The following is a 12,533-nucleotide window of genomic DNA, read 5'->3' as shown; positions in this document are numbered from 1 at the left end:
GCAACCTGCGGCTAGCTTCCCAGTTTGCTCTTTGATTTTCATTGAGTATAAGAAGTCCTTTTCCTTTAAGGAAGAGGCTTTTTACTTGCTTTTCTGCTGCTTCCTCATTTGTCCTAAAGCCTTTTTTGTGTTAAAATGAATGGTATGAAAGCTAAAAAAATGTGGATGGCAGGTCTGGCTCTGCTTGGTATTGGGAGCCTTGCCCTTGCTACGAAAAAAGTTGCAGATGACCATAAGCTCAGGAAGACTCAGGAAGAGTTGACAGCGATTGTGCGAGACCATTTTTCAGACATGGGAGAAATTGCGACCCTCTATGTTCAAGTTTACGAAAGCGGTCTAGAGAGCTTGGTTGGTGGCGTGATTTTTGAGGATGGGCGTCATTATACCTTTGTCTATGAAAATGAAGACCTAGTCTATGAGGAGGAAGTCTTATGATACAACCAGCAAGTTTAGAAGAATTAGCATCCTTAGTAGAAAAAGATGGCAAGAAGGTCTTTCTTTTTGTGGCGGACTGGTGTGGCGATTGTCGTTATATCTATCCTGCCTTACCAGAAATTGAGAAAACTAATCCAGAGTTCACCTTTATTCGTGTGGACCGAGACCAGTATATGGATTTGGCCAAACTTTGGGATGTTTACGGAATTCCTAGCCTTGTTGTTCTAGAAAAGGACAAGGAAATCGGTCGTTTTGTTAATCGCGACCGTAAAAGCAAGCAACAAATTAACGACTTTTTAGCAGGACTGAAATAGGAGAAATAGAAACAATGATTTTTACATATAATAAAGAACATGTCGGTGATGTCCTTATGGTCATCGTGAAAAATAGCGGAGATGCCAAACTAGATGTGGAGCGCAAAGGTAAGGTAGCCCATGTTTTTCTAAAAGATAATGGGGAAACAGTGGCGTGGAATATTTTCGAAGTTTCAAGTTTGTTTGAAATTGCAGAGCGCGGTCAAGTCTTTTTGTCAGATGAGCAAGTAGCTCGTTTGAACCAAGAATTGCAGGCGGAAGGTTTTGCAGAGGAAATTGTTAATGACAAGGAACCTAAGTTTGTTGTTGGTGAAATTGTCGAGATGGTAGCTCATCCAGATAGTGACCACCTCAACATCTGCCAAGTTGCAGTCGCAAGTGATAAGACAGTACAAATTGTTGCAGGGGCTCCCAATGCGCGTGTTGGATTGAAAACAATTGTAGCTCTTCCTGGAGCTATGATGCCAAAAGGCAATCTTATTTTCCCAGGCGAACTTCGTGGTGAAAAGAGTTTTGGCATGATGTGCAGTCCTCGTGAATTGCATCTGCCAAATGCTCCACAAAAACGTGGGGTGCTTGAATTATCAGAAGACCAAGTTGTCGGAACACCATTCGACCCAGCTAAACACTGGACTGCCTAAGAAGTTGTTAGTATCTGATAGACCAGATAGAAGGAAATAAGATGGCAAAAAATGTAGTGATTACAGGAGCGACATCAGGTATTGGTGAAGCAATTGCGCGTGCTTATCTGGAGCAGGGTGAGAATGTCGTTCTAACTGGACGACGGACAGACAGATTAGAAACTCTTAAGTCGGAGTTTTCAGCAATCTATCCAAATCAAACAGTTTGGACTTTTTCACTAGATGTGACGGATATGGCCATGGTCAAGACTGTCTGCTCCGATATTCTAGAAACGATAGGTCAGATTGATATATTGGTCAATAACGCTGGACTAGCTCTTGGCTTGGCACCCTATCAGGACTATGAAGAGTTGGATATGTTGACCATGCTGGATACCAATGTCAAAGGTTTAATGGCAGTCACTCGCTCTTTCTTGCCAGCAATGGTAAAAGCCAATCAAGGACATATCATCAATATGGGGTCAACCGCAGGAATTTATGCCTATGCTGGTGCCGCTGTTTACTCAGCTACCAAGGCTGCGGTTAAGACCTTTTCGGATGGACTGCGAATTGATACCATCGCAACGGATATCAAGGTGACGACCATTCAGCCTGGAATTGTTGAAACAGATTTTTCTACAGTGCGTTTTCACGGTGATAAAGAACGAGCTGCGACGGTTTATCAGGGAATCGAAGCCTTGCAGGCACCAGACATCGCAGACACAGTAGTCTATGTGACCAGTCAACCTCGTCGTGTGCAGATTACAGATATGACCATTATGGCAAATCAACAAGCGACAGGTTTCATGGTTCATAAAAAATAAAAAAATTCCTCGAAAAGTTACAAATTTCTGTAACTTTTTTTGATTTCCTACGAATAGATAAGTAGGAGGAAGAAAATATGTATAATAAAGTTATCATGATTGGACGCTTGACGTCTACACCAGAATTGCACAAAACCAATAATGACAAGTCAGTAGCGCGAGCAACTATCGCTGTGAACCGTCGTTACAAAGATCAAAATGGGGAGCGCGAAGCTGACTTTGTCAATTTGGTTCTTTGGGGCAGACTAGCAGAAAGCTTGGCCAGCTACGCAACTAAAGGAAGTCTCATTTCAGTGGATGGAGAATTGCGTACCCGTCGCTTTGAGAAAAATGGTCAAATGAACTATGTGACCGAAGTACTTGTCACAGGATTCCAACTTTTGGAAAGTCGCGCCCAACGTGCCATGCGTGAAAATAATGCAGGCCAAGACTTGGCGGATTTGGTTTTGGAAGAGGAAGAATTGCCATTTTAATACTCTTCGAAAATCTCTTCAAACCACGTTAGCTTTATCCACAACCTCAAAGCAATGCTTTGAGCAGCCTGCGGCTAGCTTCCTAGTTTGCTCTTTGATTTTCATTGAGTATAAACATTAAAAAGTCTGAGTTGGTCTCAGGCTTTTTATCTTGAGAAAGTCAGACTTTTTTCTTGACTATTTCTGACCAAGTGATACAATAGAACTATGAATTAGCACTCAGATATAAAGAGTGCTAATACTATCTATCTCATTATGGAGGAAAACAGATGTTGAAACCATTAGGAGACCGTGTGGTCTTGAAAATCGAAGAAAAAGAACAAACTGTTGGAGGCTTTGTCCTTGCAGGCTCAGCCCAAGAAAAAACAAAAACAGCCCAAGTTGTAGCTACTGGACAAGGTGTTCGTACCTTGAACGGTGACTTGGTAGCTCCAAGCGTTAAGCCTGGAGACCGTGTCTTAGTTGAAGCCCACGCAGGTCTTGATGTCAAAGATGGCGATGAAAAGTACATCATCGTAGGCGAAGCTAACATCTTGGCAATCATTGAAGAATAGAAGGAGAAAGTAAGTATGTCAAAAGAAATTAAATTTTCATCAGATGCTCGTTCAGCTATGGTTCGTGGTGTCGATATCCTTGCAGACACTGTTAAAGTAACCTTGGGACCAAAAGGTCGTAACGTTGTGTTGGAAAAATCATTTGGTTCACCACTCATCACCAATGACGGTGTGACTATTGCCAAAGAAATTGAATTAGAAGACCATTTTGAAAATATGGGTGCCAAATTGGTATCAGAAGTAGCTTCAAAAACCAATGATATCGCAGGTGATGGAACTACAACTGCAACTGTTTTGACCCAAGCAATCGTTCGCGAAGGAATCAAAAACGTCACAGCAGGTGCCAATCCAATCGGCATTCGTCGTGGGATTGAAGCAGCAGTTGCCGCAGCGGTTGAAGCTTTGAAAAACAACGCCATCCCTGTTGCCAACAAAGAAGCTATCGCTCAGGTTGCTGCCGTATCTTCTCGTTCTGAAAAAGTCGGTGAGTACATTTCTGAAGCCATGGAAAAAGTTGGCAAAGACGGTGTCATCACTATCGAAGAGTCACGTGGTATGGAAACAGAACTTGAAGTTGTAGAAGGTATGCAGTTTGACCGTGGTTATCTTTCACAGTATATGGTGACAGATAGCGAAAAAATGGTGGCTGACCTTGAAAATCCGTACATCTTGATTACCGATAAGAAGATTTCCAATATCCAAGAAATCTTGCCACTCCTCGAAAGTATTCTCCAAAGCAATCGTCCACTCTTGATTATTGCAGATGATGTGGATGGCGAAGCTCTTCCAACTCTTGTCTTGAACAAGATTCGTGGAACCTTTAACGTAGTAGCAGTTAAGGCACCTGGTTTTGGTGACCGTCGCAAAGCCATGCTTGAGGACATTGCCATCTTAACAGGCGGAACAGTTATCACAGAAGACCTAGGTCTTGAGTTGAAAGATGCGACAATTGAAGCTCTTGGTCAAGCAGCGAGAGTAACTGTGGACAAAGATAGCACTGTTATCGTAGAAGGTGCGGGAAATCCTGAAGCGATTTCTCACCGTGTTGCAGTTATCAAGTCTCAAATCGAAACCACAACTTCTGAGTTTGACCGTGAAAAATTACAAGAACGCTTGGCGAAATTGTCAGGTGGTGTAGCGGTTATTAAGGTCGGCGCTGCAACTGAAACTGAGTTGAAAGAAATGAAACTCCGCATTGAAGATGCCCTCAACGCTACTCGTGCAGCTGTTGAAGAAGGAATCGTTGCAGGTGGTGGAACAGCCCTTGTAAATGTTATCCCAGCCGTGGCTGATTTGGAATTGACAGGAGACGAAGCAACAGGACGCAATATTGTTCTCCGTGCTTTGGAAGAACCTGTTCGTCAAATCGCCCACAATGCAGGATTTGAAGGTTCAATCGTTATCGATCGTTTGAAAAATGCTGAGCTTGGTATAGGATTCAACGCAGCAACTGGCGAGTGGGTTAACATGATTGATCAAGGTATCATTGATCCAGTTAAAGTGAGTCGTTCAGCCCTACAAAATGCAGCATCTGTAGCCAGCTTGATTTTGACAACAGAAGCAGTCGTAGCCAATAAACCAGAACCAGTAGCCCCAGCTCCAGCAATGGATCCAAGTATGATGGGCGGGATGATGTAAGCTTTCTATAGAAAACAACTTATAAAAAACACAAAAGGAGGGAATGACTAACCCTTCTTTTTATAATATTCACTTCTAAATTGATTTGAGCTCTCCTAACTTATATGATAAAATAAGACTAGAAAAAGGAGAAGAACATGATCGATGTAGAAGAAATTCTGTGCAAGATGACCCCCAATCAGAAGATTAATTATGACCGTGTCATGCAGAAAATGGTACAAGCATGGGAGAAAAATGAGCAGCGGCCAACCATTCTCGTGCATGTTTGCTGTGCTCCTTGTAGTACCTATACACTAGAATATTTGACCAAGTATGCAGATGTGACCATCTATTTTGCCAATTCTAATATCCATCCCAAGGTAGAATACCATAAGCGGGTCTATGTCACCAAGAAACTTGTTAGTGATTTTAATGAGCGGACAGGAAATACGGTTCAGTACCTAGAAGCTCCCTACGAACCCAATGAATACCGAAAACTAGTTAGGGGACTAGAGGAGGAGCCCGAAGGTGGCGACCGTTGCAAGGTTTATTTTGACTACCGACTTGATAAAACAGCGCAAGTGGCTATGGACTTGGGCTTTGACTACTTTGGTTCAGCTTTGACTATCAGTCCTCATAAGAATTCTCAAACCATCAATAGCATCGGAATCGATGTGCAAAAAATTTACACGACCCACTATCTTCCCAGCGATTTCAAGAAAAATCAAGGCTACAAACGTTCAGTAGAGATGTGTGAGGAGTATGATATCTATCGTCAATGTTATTGTGGCTGCGTCTATGCAGCCCAAGCCCAGAATATTGACCTGGTTCAAGTTAAGAAGGACGCCACAGCATTCTTGTTGGATAAGGATGTTGAGAAAGACTATTCTCATATCAAATTTATAGTAGATTGAAACTAGAATAGTACACCTTTACTTCTAAAACATTGTTAGAAATCGATTTGACTGTCCTTATTTCATTTTACTATACTATTACGAAATTAGATATATAAATGAAAACTTGCCTCAAGGTAGGTTTTTTGCTAGTAGAAAAGCGATAGACAGAAATTGTTGGACTCTTAAAAAAATGAAGTTTTGCTCAAAAGAGCTTCTTAAATTAAAACGAGCAATTATCAGTTCAAATCTGTTTCAAAAGAAGAACGGATAAATTAATCGATGCTTTGTTTTTGAGTTAGGAAGTTAAGCATGCCAAACTGAGTCGTAGGAATAAATTTCTTTATAGAAATGTGTTACAACTTTGCTGTAACGGAATATTCCTTTTTTGCATTTATACAACTTATTTAACACTATCTTTATTCTTGTGATATAATGTCAAATTATAGAGTGGAGGGCATTTAAAATGATTGATAAAGTAATTGAACAATATAAAAGTCATGATAATCTTGATATTCGAGTAGAATTGCATAAGAAGTATTCAAAAAATAAATTGGGATTTAATAATTGGATATTTTCTAACTACCAAATCACTGATGAAGTAAAGGTTCTAGAATTAGGATGTGGTACAGGAGAACTGTGGAAAAGCAATAGTGATTCTATAGATAAAATGAAGCAGTTGATTGTTACAGATTTTTCTAAAGATATGGTAAAATCAACGAAGTCAGTGATTGGAAATAGAGACAATGTCAACTATGAGATAATGGATATTCAAAAGATTTCTTTTGAGAATGAAACTTTTGATATTGTTATTGCTAATATGCTTCTACATCATGTGAATGATATTCCTAAAGCTCTCTCTGAAGTGAATAGGGTCTTAAAAACCGAAGGCATTTTTTACTGTGCTACATTTGGTGAAAATGGAGTTGTAAATTATTTGGCAAATTTATTTAAAGATGAGGTTAATCAAGATTTAGAAAATAAAACGTTTACTTTACAAAATGGTAAAAGGTACCTGAGTAGGTGTTTTAACTCTGTCGATACATTACTCTATGATGATGAGTTACAGGTAACTAGTATAGATGACCTAGTTAAATACATCCAATCGTTTAAAGGAATTTCAGAAATAGGTTCACTAGAAGAGGAAATAATACGTAAAAGATTGGAAAGTGAGTTTAATAATGGTATGTTGATCATTCCTAAAGAATATGGTATGTTTATCGCTCGAAAAGAAAGTTAAGGGAATGAAAGTGTGAAAAATTACGGAGAAGCTTTTCGATATTTTAGAAAATTAAACGGATATTCTTTAGAGTATGCTGCAGCTGATTCTATATCAAAATCTCAACTTTCTAGATTTGAAAGGGGAGAAAATGAAATTTCTCTTTCAACGTTTTTTGAATTATTATCAAATATCAATGTTTCGATAGAGAATTTTTGTAATTACCTAGAACATTATAAAAGATCGGAGCGTGATGATTTTTTGGTTAATTTATCTCCGAACTTTTATAGTTTGAATACTAAAGGGTTGGAGGAAATAAAAAATGAGCAACAAAAACTTTTTGAGAAGAGTGGGGAAAAACTCATAAAATAAATACAATTATGGTTCAGGGATTATTAAATCAGATAGATTGTAATCATGTAGTTAGTAGAGATGATCTAAATTTAGTGTATGACTATTTATTCCAGAAGGAACGATGGGAGTCCTATGAGATAACGCTGATTGGTAATTTATATCATCTTTTTGAAATAGATTATATTTACATGGTCGGAAAAGAAATACTAGAGCGTACACATTATTACGAAAAAATCGGCAAGAATAGAAATTTAGTTGTGTCAGCTTGTTTAAATTTTTGGTTCTGTTGCCTTGAAAATTCACATCTAATATATGCAGACTACTTTGAAATGAAATTAAAAAAATTATTAAAAGATGACTATTAAAAGATGACACAAAAGTTTTTGAAAAATCTACATTCAAATTTGTAAAAGGATATAAAATATATCTGACTGAATCTAAAGAATCTGGAATTAAACAAATGAACGATGTCATAAAATATTTTGAGTTTATTGAATCTAAAAGTATTGCTTTATATTTTCAAAAACGATTAAATGAGCTGGTAGATTAAATACCATTTTCTCTGTCGAGATATTGTTTTTAAAATGTTGTACCAAGTGATTGATGCTATGTGGAAATAAAAAAATACGAAGTTGACCTGTATTTTTTATACTAATCATCTTCGTATTTTTTGTATTAAACGATATAAGTTTGTTGTAAACTTACAAGGAACAGAGACATTAAAAAATAACAGTATATCTATTTGTTTTATATATTTTACGAATTCTGCATAAATCTCTTTCTAGTAAGGTGTTGTAACTCTGCTATAATGGATTTATTCCTTTTTGTTTTTACACAATTTATTTTATACTACCAAAAAAACAAGGTCAGGATTTTGTTCCTGACCTTTGACAACTTTACCGATTCTTTAGTTCTACATAGCGCTTGTACCAAATGTTTACATAGGCTTCTGAGAAAGGACCACGTCCATTGTTAATCCAATCAACAAGAATTTTGACATGTTCTTTTAAAATATAGTCCAAATCATCAGAATAATTCATTTTGCGTTTGTGACGCTCGTACTCTTCAACGTCCAAGAGACGTTTTTCCCCATCTGTAAAAATTTTAACATCCAAATCGTAATCAATATACTTCAGTGCTTCTTCATCCAGATAGTAGGGGCTAGCCATATTGCAATAGTAAGAAGTTCCATTATCACGAATCATGGCAATGATATTAAACCAATATTTCTTGTGAAAGTAAACAATAGCCGGTTCTCGAGTGACCCAACGACGACCATCACTTTCGGTAACAAGTGTATGATCGTTGACACCAATAATGGCGTTTTCTGTTGTTTTTAGTACCATGGTGTCCCGCCAAGTTCGGTGGAGACTCCCATCATGCTTATAACTTTGAATTGTAATAAAGTCGCCTTCTTTTGGAAGCTTCATAACTAACCAACTTTCTACAATTTATAAGTTTATCATTTACTATTGTACCATAAAATTACCTAAAATCTGTGAATTTCACTTGGAAATATTAAAGATATTCTCTAAGAGCGCTTGCTATATCCGAAAAATCGTAGCCCTTTCGTGCTAAAACTTGAGTTAAACGCTGCTTCAGTTCGTATCCTTCATACTTTCGAGCATACTTAGTATATTGCTTATCAAGTTCCTTGAAGATGAGTTCTTGAGTCGTTTCTTGGTCAATTTGGCTATCTAAGTCGTCAAAGGCAATTTTAGCATCAGAATAAGAGAAGCCCTTGTTAGTCAAGCTCTGGATAATCTTATCTTGCAGGGCACGAGCTGGAAGTTTTCCCTCATATTTTTTCAATAGTTTATTAGCTACACGTTGAGCAACTTCAGAAAAATCAAATTCTTTCAAGTTCTCTTCTATAGTAGATTTTGAAATCCCTTTTTGAGCTAGTTTCTGAGTCAGCACATAAGGACCCTTGTCTCCTGACAGTTGATTAGCATTGATGCTAGCATAAGCGTATTGGCTATCATTGATCCACTTATCTTCTTTAAGATTAGCAATGACTTGAGAAACGATGTTTTCATCAATATCGTATTTTTTTAGATATTCTCTGACCTCTTTTTCAGTGCGTGCTTTAAAGGATAAATGGTAGAGAGCCAGATTCTTACCATAAGAAAATTGAGCAAAGTCCTGAATCTCTTTCAATTCCTCTTGGCTTATCACCTTATCTCTCGATAACATAAAACGAACAATTGTGTCTTCGGTGATATAGCATTTGTCGCCATTATCAAGCTCCATCAGATAGAGTCTTTTTTTCTTTTCAAGTTTTGTGATTTTCATAATTTCCTTTCATCTAAATGCTTCGAAAGCTGCAACAAGTCGGAGTTTATCCATATCTACATATTCTCTACCGTAATAGTCGAGAAATAATTCAGCATACGTAGCATCTTGTAGGTTGTAATGAAGGGACCAAATTGCCCAAAAGAGGTCGATATGTCGGTCACTAAAACCAGCCAATCCCAAGTCAATAAAGCAAGAAAAATGCGAGGCATCCTTCAAGATGAAATTTGGCAGGCAGGCATCTCCATGAATAAAAGCATCATCTTTGAGGATGTAACCTTTCTCTTGTATCAGTTGGTAAGCTTCTTCACGACTGTGAATATGAAATTGGGGCAGAAGAGTCTTGTTATAAAAAGTCCCCTTCTGATAGTTTTTTAAGGCTTTTTCTTTATAACGCTTCAGATGATTTTCCGACGGAAAAGATTGTGGTTTAAGACTGTGAAGTTTGTTTAATGCTTGAGCTAGGGTTTGACAGAGTTTTTCGGGTTGATTTAAAAAATCGAGAGCATTTCTGCCAATGGCTTCTTTGGTCAGAAGGAAGTCCTTTTTTGCTGATAAATAGGTAATCACTGGAGTTCCCAATCCTTCAGTTTCGAACCAACTTGCAATCTTAGCTTCTTGAGCTAATCTACCTTTTTGATCTATTTTTAAATAGTAACCTGAATCTATATATAGGACAGTTGCACTTGAATGAGAAGAACTATCAGAGAGATTAGCTCCCTTGATATAGCTTCGTAATTGTTCAGGGAAATCTAGTATACTAAAGCGAGGTGTTTTTGAATTCATGCTTTTATTGTAACATATTCTTAAATATCTTAGAAACTCCATGGTATAATAGACCTATGAATCTAAAAATAAAACAAAAAATACCATTAAAAATCAAGCGTATGGGAATTAATGGTGAGGGAATTGGCTTTTATCAAAAAACATTAGTCTTTGTACCTGGAGCTCTCAAAGGAGAAGATATCTACTGTCAGATTACTTCTATTAAACGCAACTTTGTTGAAGCGAAATTATTAAAGGTCAACAAGAAGTCTAAATTCCGCGTTGTGCCAGCTTGTACTATTTATAATGAGTGCGGAGGCTGCCAAATCATGCACCTGCATTATGATAAGCAGCTGGAGTTCAAGACGGACTTGCTTCATCAAGCGCTGAAAAAATTTGCTCCTGCAGGATATGAAAATTATGAAATTCGTCCAACTATTGGAATGCAGGAACCAAAATATTACAGAGCTAAGTTACAATTTCAGACTCGAAAATTTAAAAATCAGGTCAAGGCGGGCTTATATGCACAAAACTCTCACTATTTAGTAGAGTTGAAAGACTGCCTGGTACAAGATAAGGAAACCCAAGTGATTGCTAATCGCTTAGCAGAATTACTTACTTATCACCAGATTCCAATCACGGATGAGAGAAAAGTTCTAGGTGTCCGTACTATTATGGTCCGACGCGCGAGAAAGACCGGACAGGTTCAGATTATTATTGTTACAAACCGCCAGCTTAATTTAACCCAATTGGTAAAAGAGTTGGTTAAAGATTTCCCAGAAGTTGTGACAGTAGCTGTTAATACAAATACAGCTAAAACCAGTGAGATATATGGTGAAAAGACAGAGATTATCTGGGGGCAAGAGAGTATTCAAGAAGGTGTACTCGATTATGAATTTTCACTATCCCCTCGAGCTTTCTATCAACTAAATCCTGAACAAACAGAAGTCCTTTATAGCGAGGCAGTAAAAGCGCTGGATGTTAGTAAAGAAGACCATTTGATTGACGCTTATTGTGGAGTTGGAACAATTGGTTTTGCCTTTGCAAAGAAAGTAAAAACACTCAGAGGTATGGATATTATTCCAGAAGCTATTGAAGATGCCAAGCGAAATGCTAAAAGAATGGGATTTGACAATACTCATTATGAAGCTGGAACGGCAGAAGAGATTATTCCTCGTTGGTACAAGGAAGGCTACCGAGCAGATGCTTTGATTGTTGACCCACCACGTACAGGTCTGGATGATAAGTTATTAGATACTATTCTTACTTATGTACCAGAAAAAATGGTCTATATTTCTTGTAATGTTTCGACCTTGGCTCGTGATTTGGTACGCTTAGTAGAAGTCTATGATCTTCATTATATCCAGTCGGTCGATATGTTCCCACATACAGCTCGAACGGAAGCAGTTGTAAAATTAATTAAAAAATTTTAAAAAAGAATTGTCAATCGAAAGTGATGATGTCCCAAAAAAATGGTGAGATTGAGGGCAATTATTTTGATTTTATTTGATACGAGGAACCCTTGAAGCTGTTTTGTCAAATGAAATGCTTGTCTTAGACTCCTTACTTTCTCTCTCCTAAATGTAAGGGATAGAGTGATTTCCTTTAAGGAACAGCTTCCCATTTAGCGAGAAATAGATTATACTTGTAGCTGAGGAGAATGAAGCTCCTCACTAGTAAACTCTTCATAATCCTTTTTATTTTTCTGAAGATATTGTTTGAAAGATGTGAGTTTCCACGGATGGGTTTGTGGAGGGACATACTTGCGTCTTTCTTTTTTTGTTCTGGTTCTGATTCAAAGTTTTTCGAATAGAGTTCATGAACTAGTAGCTCCTTTGTGTGATAGATCTTGTCAGCGATATTGAGGTAGATGTCACCGTCAACTTCTTTTATAACGAATGCTTTTGTCTTTCTGCTGAAGTAGACTTCTTTTCCTTTCTGTTGATAGGCTAGTAGCAGATGATTGCTTTGTCTTTTAGAAAGGTTCAGTTCGACACAGGCTCGATTCTTTGTTTTCTTTCCTTGGTCTATAGCTTTTATCACAAGATATTTTTTCGTTTCATTCATATTCAGTTGGATCCTTTTCATACGACTATTTTATCAAATGGGACATTTTCACGTTCAATTTACTAAAGACATTATTACATTCGAGCCAAATTTCAAGTTCAAG

16 protein-coding genes and 1 pseudogene are annotated in these 12,533 nt (G+C 37.7%); 13 read left to right on the top strand and 4 right to left on the bottom strand.

Annotation, left to right across the window (positions count from 1 at the left end):
* Positions 1 to 135: 135 nt before the first annotated feature.
* The 12 genes from B4W83_RS09360 to B4W83_RS12525 all read left to right on the top strand — a co-directional run bounded on the left by B4W83_RS09360 (position 136) and on the right by B4W83_RS12525 (position 7,853).
* The gene (locus B4W83_RS09360; RefSeq protein WP_007284809.1) at positions 136 to 435 is read left to right on the top strand and encodes a DUF4651 domain-containing protein; all 300 of its coding nucleotides are present in this window, start codon (positions 136 to 138) and stop codon (positions 433 to 435) included.
* On the top strand, positions 432 to 749 hold the full coding sequence (locus B4W83_RS09355) for a thioredoxin family protein (protein ID WP_000615778.1): 318 nt from the start codon (positions 432 to 434) through the stop codon (positions 747 to 749). Before B4W83_RS09360 ends, B4W83_RS09355 begins: the two co-directional genes overlap by 4 nt.
* Positions 750 to 763: 14 nt before the next feature.
* Positions 764 to 1,390, top strand: coding sequence for a YtpR family tRNA-binding protein (ytpR, locus tag B4W83_RS09350; RefSeq protein ID WP_000578281.1), 627 nt, complete (start codon positions 764 to 766; stop codon positions 1,388 to 1,390).
* 41 nt (positions 1,391 to 1,431) lie between these two features.
* Positions 1,432 to 2,193 carry an SDR family NAD(P)-dependent oxidoreductase gene (locus B4W83_RS09345; protein WP_001107794.1) on the top strand — a complete coding sequence of 254 codons (762 nt, stop codon included), beginning with the start codon at positions 1,432 to 1,434 and terminating at the stop codon, positions 2,191 to 2,193.
* Between the two features lie 77 nt (positions 2,194 to 2,270).
* Positions 2,271 to 2,666 (top strand): single-stranded DNA-binding protein, encoded by a 396-nt coding sequence (locus B4W83_RS09340; RefSeq protein ID WP_000282463.1) that lies wholly within the window; start codon positions 2,271 to 2,273, stop codon positions 2,664 to 2,666.
* A 269-nt stretch (positions 2,667 to 2,935) separates the two neighbouring features.
* Positions 2,936 to 3,220, top strand: coding sequence for a co-chaperone GroES (gene groES / locus B4W83_RS09330; protein ID WP_000917328.1), 285 nt, complete (start codon positions 2,936 to 2,938; stop codon positions 3,218 to 3,220).
* Positions 3,221 to 3,235: 15 nt separating this feature from the next.
* On the top strand, positions 3,236 to 4,858 hold the full coding sequence (gene groL, locus B4W83_RS09325; protein ID WP_000031558.1) for a chaperonin GroEL: 1,623 nt from the start codon (positions 3,236 to 3,238) through the stop codon (positions 4,856 to 4,858).
* A gap of 137 nt (positions 4,859 to 4,995) precedes the next feature.
* Positions 4,996 to 5,751 (top strand): epoxyqueuosine reductase QueH, encoded by a 756-nt coding sequence (locus tag B4W83_RS09320; RefSeq protein ID WP_000567552.1) that lies wholly within the window; start codon positions 4,996 to 4,998, stop codon positions 5,749 to 5,751.
* Between the two features lie 445 nt (positions 5,752 to 6,196).
* Positions 6,197 to 6,970 (top strand): class I SAM-dependent methyltransferase, encoded by a 774-nt coding sequence (locus tag B4W83_RS09315; RefSeq protein ID WP_000566044.1) that lies wholly within the window; start codon positions 6,197 to 6,199, stop codon positions 6,968 to 6,970.
* Positions 6,971 to 6,982: 12 nt separating this feature from the next.
* A complete protein-coding gene (locus B4W83_RS09310) occupies positions 6,983 to 7,321 on the top strand; it encodes a helix-turn-helix domain-containing protein (protein ID WP_007284801.1) in 339 nt (112 codons plus the stop codon).
* Between the two features lie 8 nt (positions 7,322 to 7,329).
* Positions 7,330 to 7,668 (top strand): Rgg family transcriptional regulator, encoded by a 339-nt coding sequence (locus tag B4W83_RS12530; protein WP_033607083.1) that lies wholly within the window; start codon positions 7,330 to 7,332, stop codon positions 7,666 to 7,668.
* A gap of 56 nt (positions 7,669 to 7,724) precedes the next feature.
* Positions 7,725 to 7,853, top strand: coding sequence for a hypothetical protein (locus B4W83_RS12525; protein ID WP_303620870.1), 129 nt, complete (start codon positions 7,725 to 7,727; stop codon positions 7,851 to 7,853).
* Between the two features lie 346 nt (positions 7,854 to 8,199).
* Here the strand turns inward: B4W83_RS12525 and ntdP are convergent, their stop codons facing one another.
* The 3 genes from ntdP to B4W83_RS09290 all read right to left on the bottom strand — a co-directional run bounded on the left by ntdP (position 8,200) and on the right by B4W83_RS09290 (position 10,384).
* Positions 8,200 to 8,733, bottom strand: coding sequence for a nucleoside tri-diphosphate phosphatase (gene ntdP / locus B4W83_RS09300; protein ID WP_000775321.1), 534 nt, complete (start codon positions 8,731 to 8,733; stop codon positions 8,200 to 8,202).
* Between the two features lie 88 nt (positions 8,734 to 8,821).
* Complete coding sequence (recX, locus tag B4W83_RS09295) at positions 8,822 to 9,598, bottom strand: recombination regulator RecX (protein WP_000705109.1); 777 nt, start codon at positions 9,596 to 9,598, stop codon at positions 8,822 to 8,824.
* A gap of 9 nt (positions 9,599 to 9,607) precedes the next feature.
* Positions 9,608 to 10,384, bottom strand: a complete 777-nt coding sequence (locus B4W83_RS09290) for an aminoglycoside 3'-phosphotransferase (RefSeq protein WP_001086336.1) — start codon at positions 10,382 to 10,384, stop codon at positions 9,608 to 9,610.
* 56 nt (positions 10,385 to 10,440) lie between these two features.
* Here B4W83_RS09290 and rlmD point away from each other — a divergent pair, with 56 nt between their 5' ends.
* Positions 10,441 to 11,796: a 23S rRNA (uracil(1939)-C(5))-methyltransferase RlmD gene (gene rlmD / locus B4W83_RS09285; RefSeq protein ID WP_001049497.1), complete on the top strand. Its 1,356-nt coding sequence runs from the start codon at positions 10,441 to 10,443 to the stop codon at positions 11,794 to 11,796.
* Between the two features lie 206 nt (positions 11,797 to 12,002).
* On the opposite strand, the pseudogene B4W83_RS09275 reads toward rlmD, so the two are convergent.
* A pseudogene (locus B4W83_RS09275) lies at positions 12,003 to 12,295 on the bottom strand (hypothetical protein); the annotation flags it as partial.
* Positions 12,296 to 12,533 lie beyond the last annotated feature (238 nt).

The sequence above is a fragment of the Streptococcus pseudopneumoniae ATCC BAA-960 = CCUG 49455 genome (assembly GCF_002087075.1).
Taxonomy (GTDB): Bacteria; Bacillota; Bacilli; order Lactobacillales; family Streptococcaceae; genus Streptococcus; species Streptococcus pseudopneumoniae.
Note: the sequence above shows the minus strand (reverse complement) of the source record. Positions and strands in the feature narration are given on the sequence as shown.

What these genes read in the sequence shown, in the direction of transcription:
- B4W83_RS09360 (WP_007284809.1), top strand. Translation starts at nt 136, where the DNA reads ATGAATGGTATGAAAGCTAAAAAAATGTGGATGGCAGGTCTGGCTCTG.
- B4W83_RS09355 (WP_000615778.1), top strand. Translation starts at nt 432, where the DNA reads ATGATACAACCAGCAAGTTTAGAAGAATTAGCATCCTTAGTAGAAAAA.
- ytpR (WP_000578281.1), top strand. Translation starts at nt 764, where the DNA reads ATGATTTTTACATATAATAAAGAACATGTCGGTGATGTCCTTATGGTC.
- B4W83_RS09345 (WP_001107794.1), top strand. Translation starts at nt 1,432, where the DNA reads ATGGCAAAAAATGTAGTGATTACAGGAGCGACATCAGGTATTGGTGAA.
- B4W83_RS09340 (WP_000282463.1), top strand. Translation starts at nt 2,271, where the DNA reads ATGTATAATAAAGTTATCATGATTGGACGCTTGACGTCTACACCAGAA.
- groES (WP_000917328.1), top strand. Translation starts at nt 2,936, where the DNA reads ATGTTGAAACCATTAGGAGACCGTGTGGTCTTGAAAATCGAAGAAAAA.
- groL (WP_000031558.1), top strand. Translation starts at nt 3,236, where the DNA reads ATGTCAAAAGAAATTAAATTTTCATCAGATGCTCGTTCAGCTATGGTT.
- B4W83_RS09320 (WP_000567552.1), top strand. Translation starts at nt 4,996, where the DNA reads ATGATCGATGTAGAAGAAATTCTGTGCAAGATGACCCCCAATCAGAAG.
- B4W83_RS09315 (WP_000566044.1), top strand. Translation starts at nt 6,197, where the DNA reads ATGATTGATAAAGTAATTGAACAATATAAAAGTCATGATAATCTTGAT.
- B4W83_RS12530 (WP_033607083.1), top strand. Translation starts at nt 7,330, where the DNA reads ATGGTTCAGGGATTATTAAATCAGATAGATTGTAATCATGTAGTTAGT.
- ntdP (WP_000775321.1), bottom strand. Translation starts at nt 8,733, where the DNA reads ATGAAGCTTCCAAAAGAAGGCGACTTTATTACAATTCAAAGTTATAAG.
- recX (WP_000705109.1), bottom strand. Translation starts at nt 9,598, where the DNA reads ATGAAAATCACAAAACTTGAAAAGAAAAAAAGACTCTATCTGATGGAG.
- B4W83_RS09290 (WP_001086336.1), bottom strand. Translation starts at nt 10,384, where the DNA reads ATGAATTCAAAAACACCTCGCTTTAGTATACTAGATTTCCCTGAACAA.
- rlmD (WP_001049497.1), top strand. Translation starts at nt 10,441, where the DNA reads ATGAATCTAAAAATAAAACAAAAAATACCATTAAAAATCAAGCGTATG.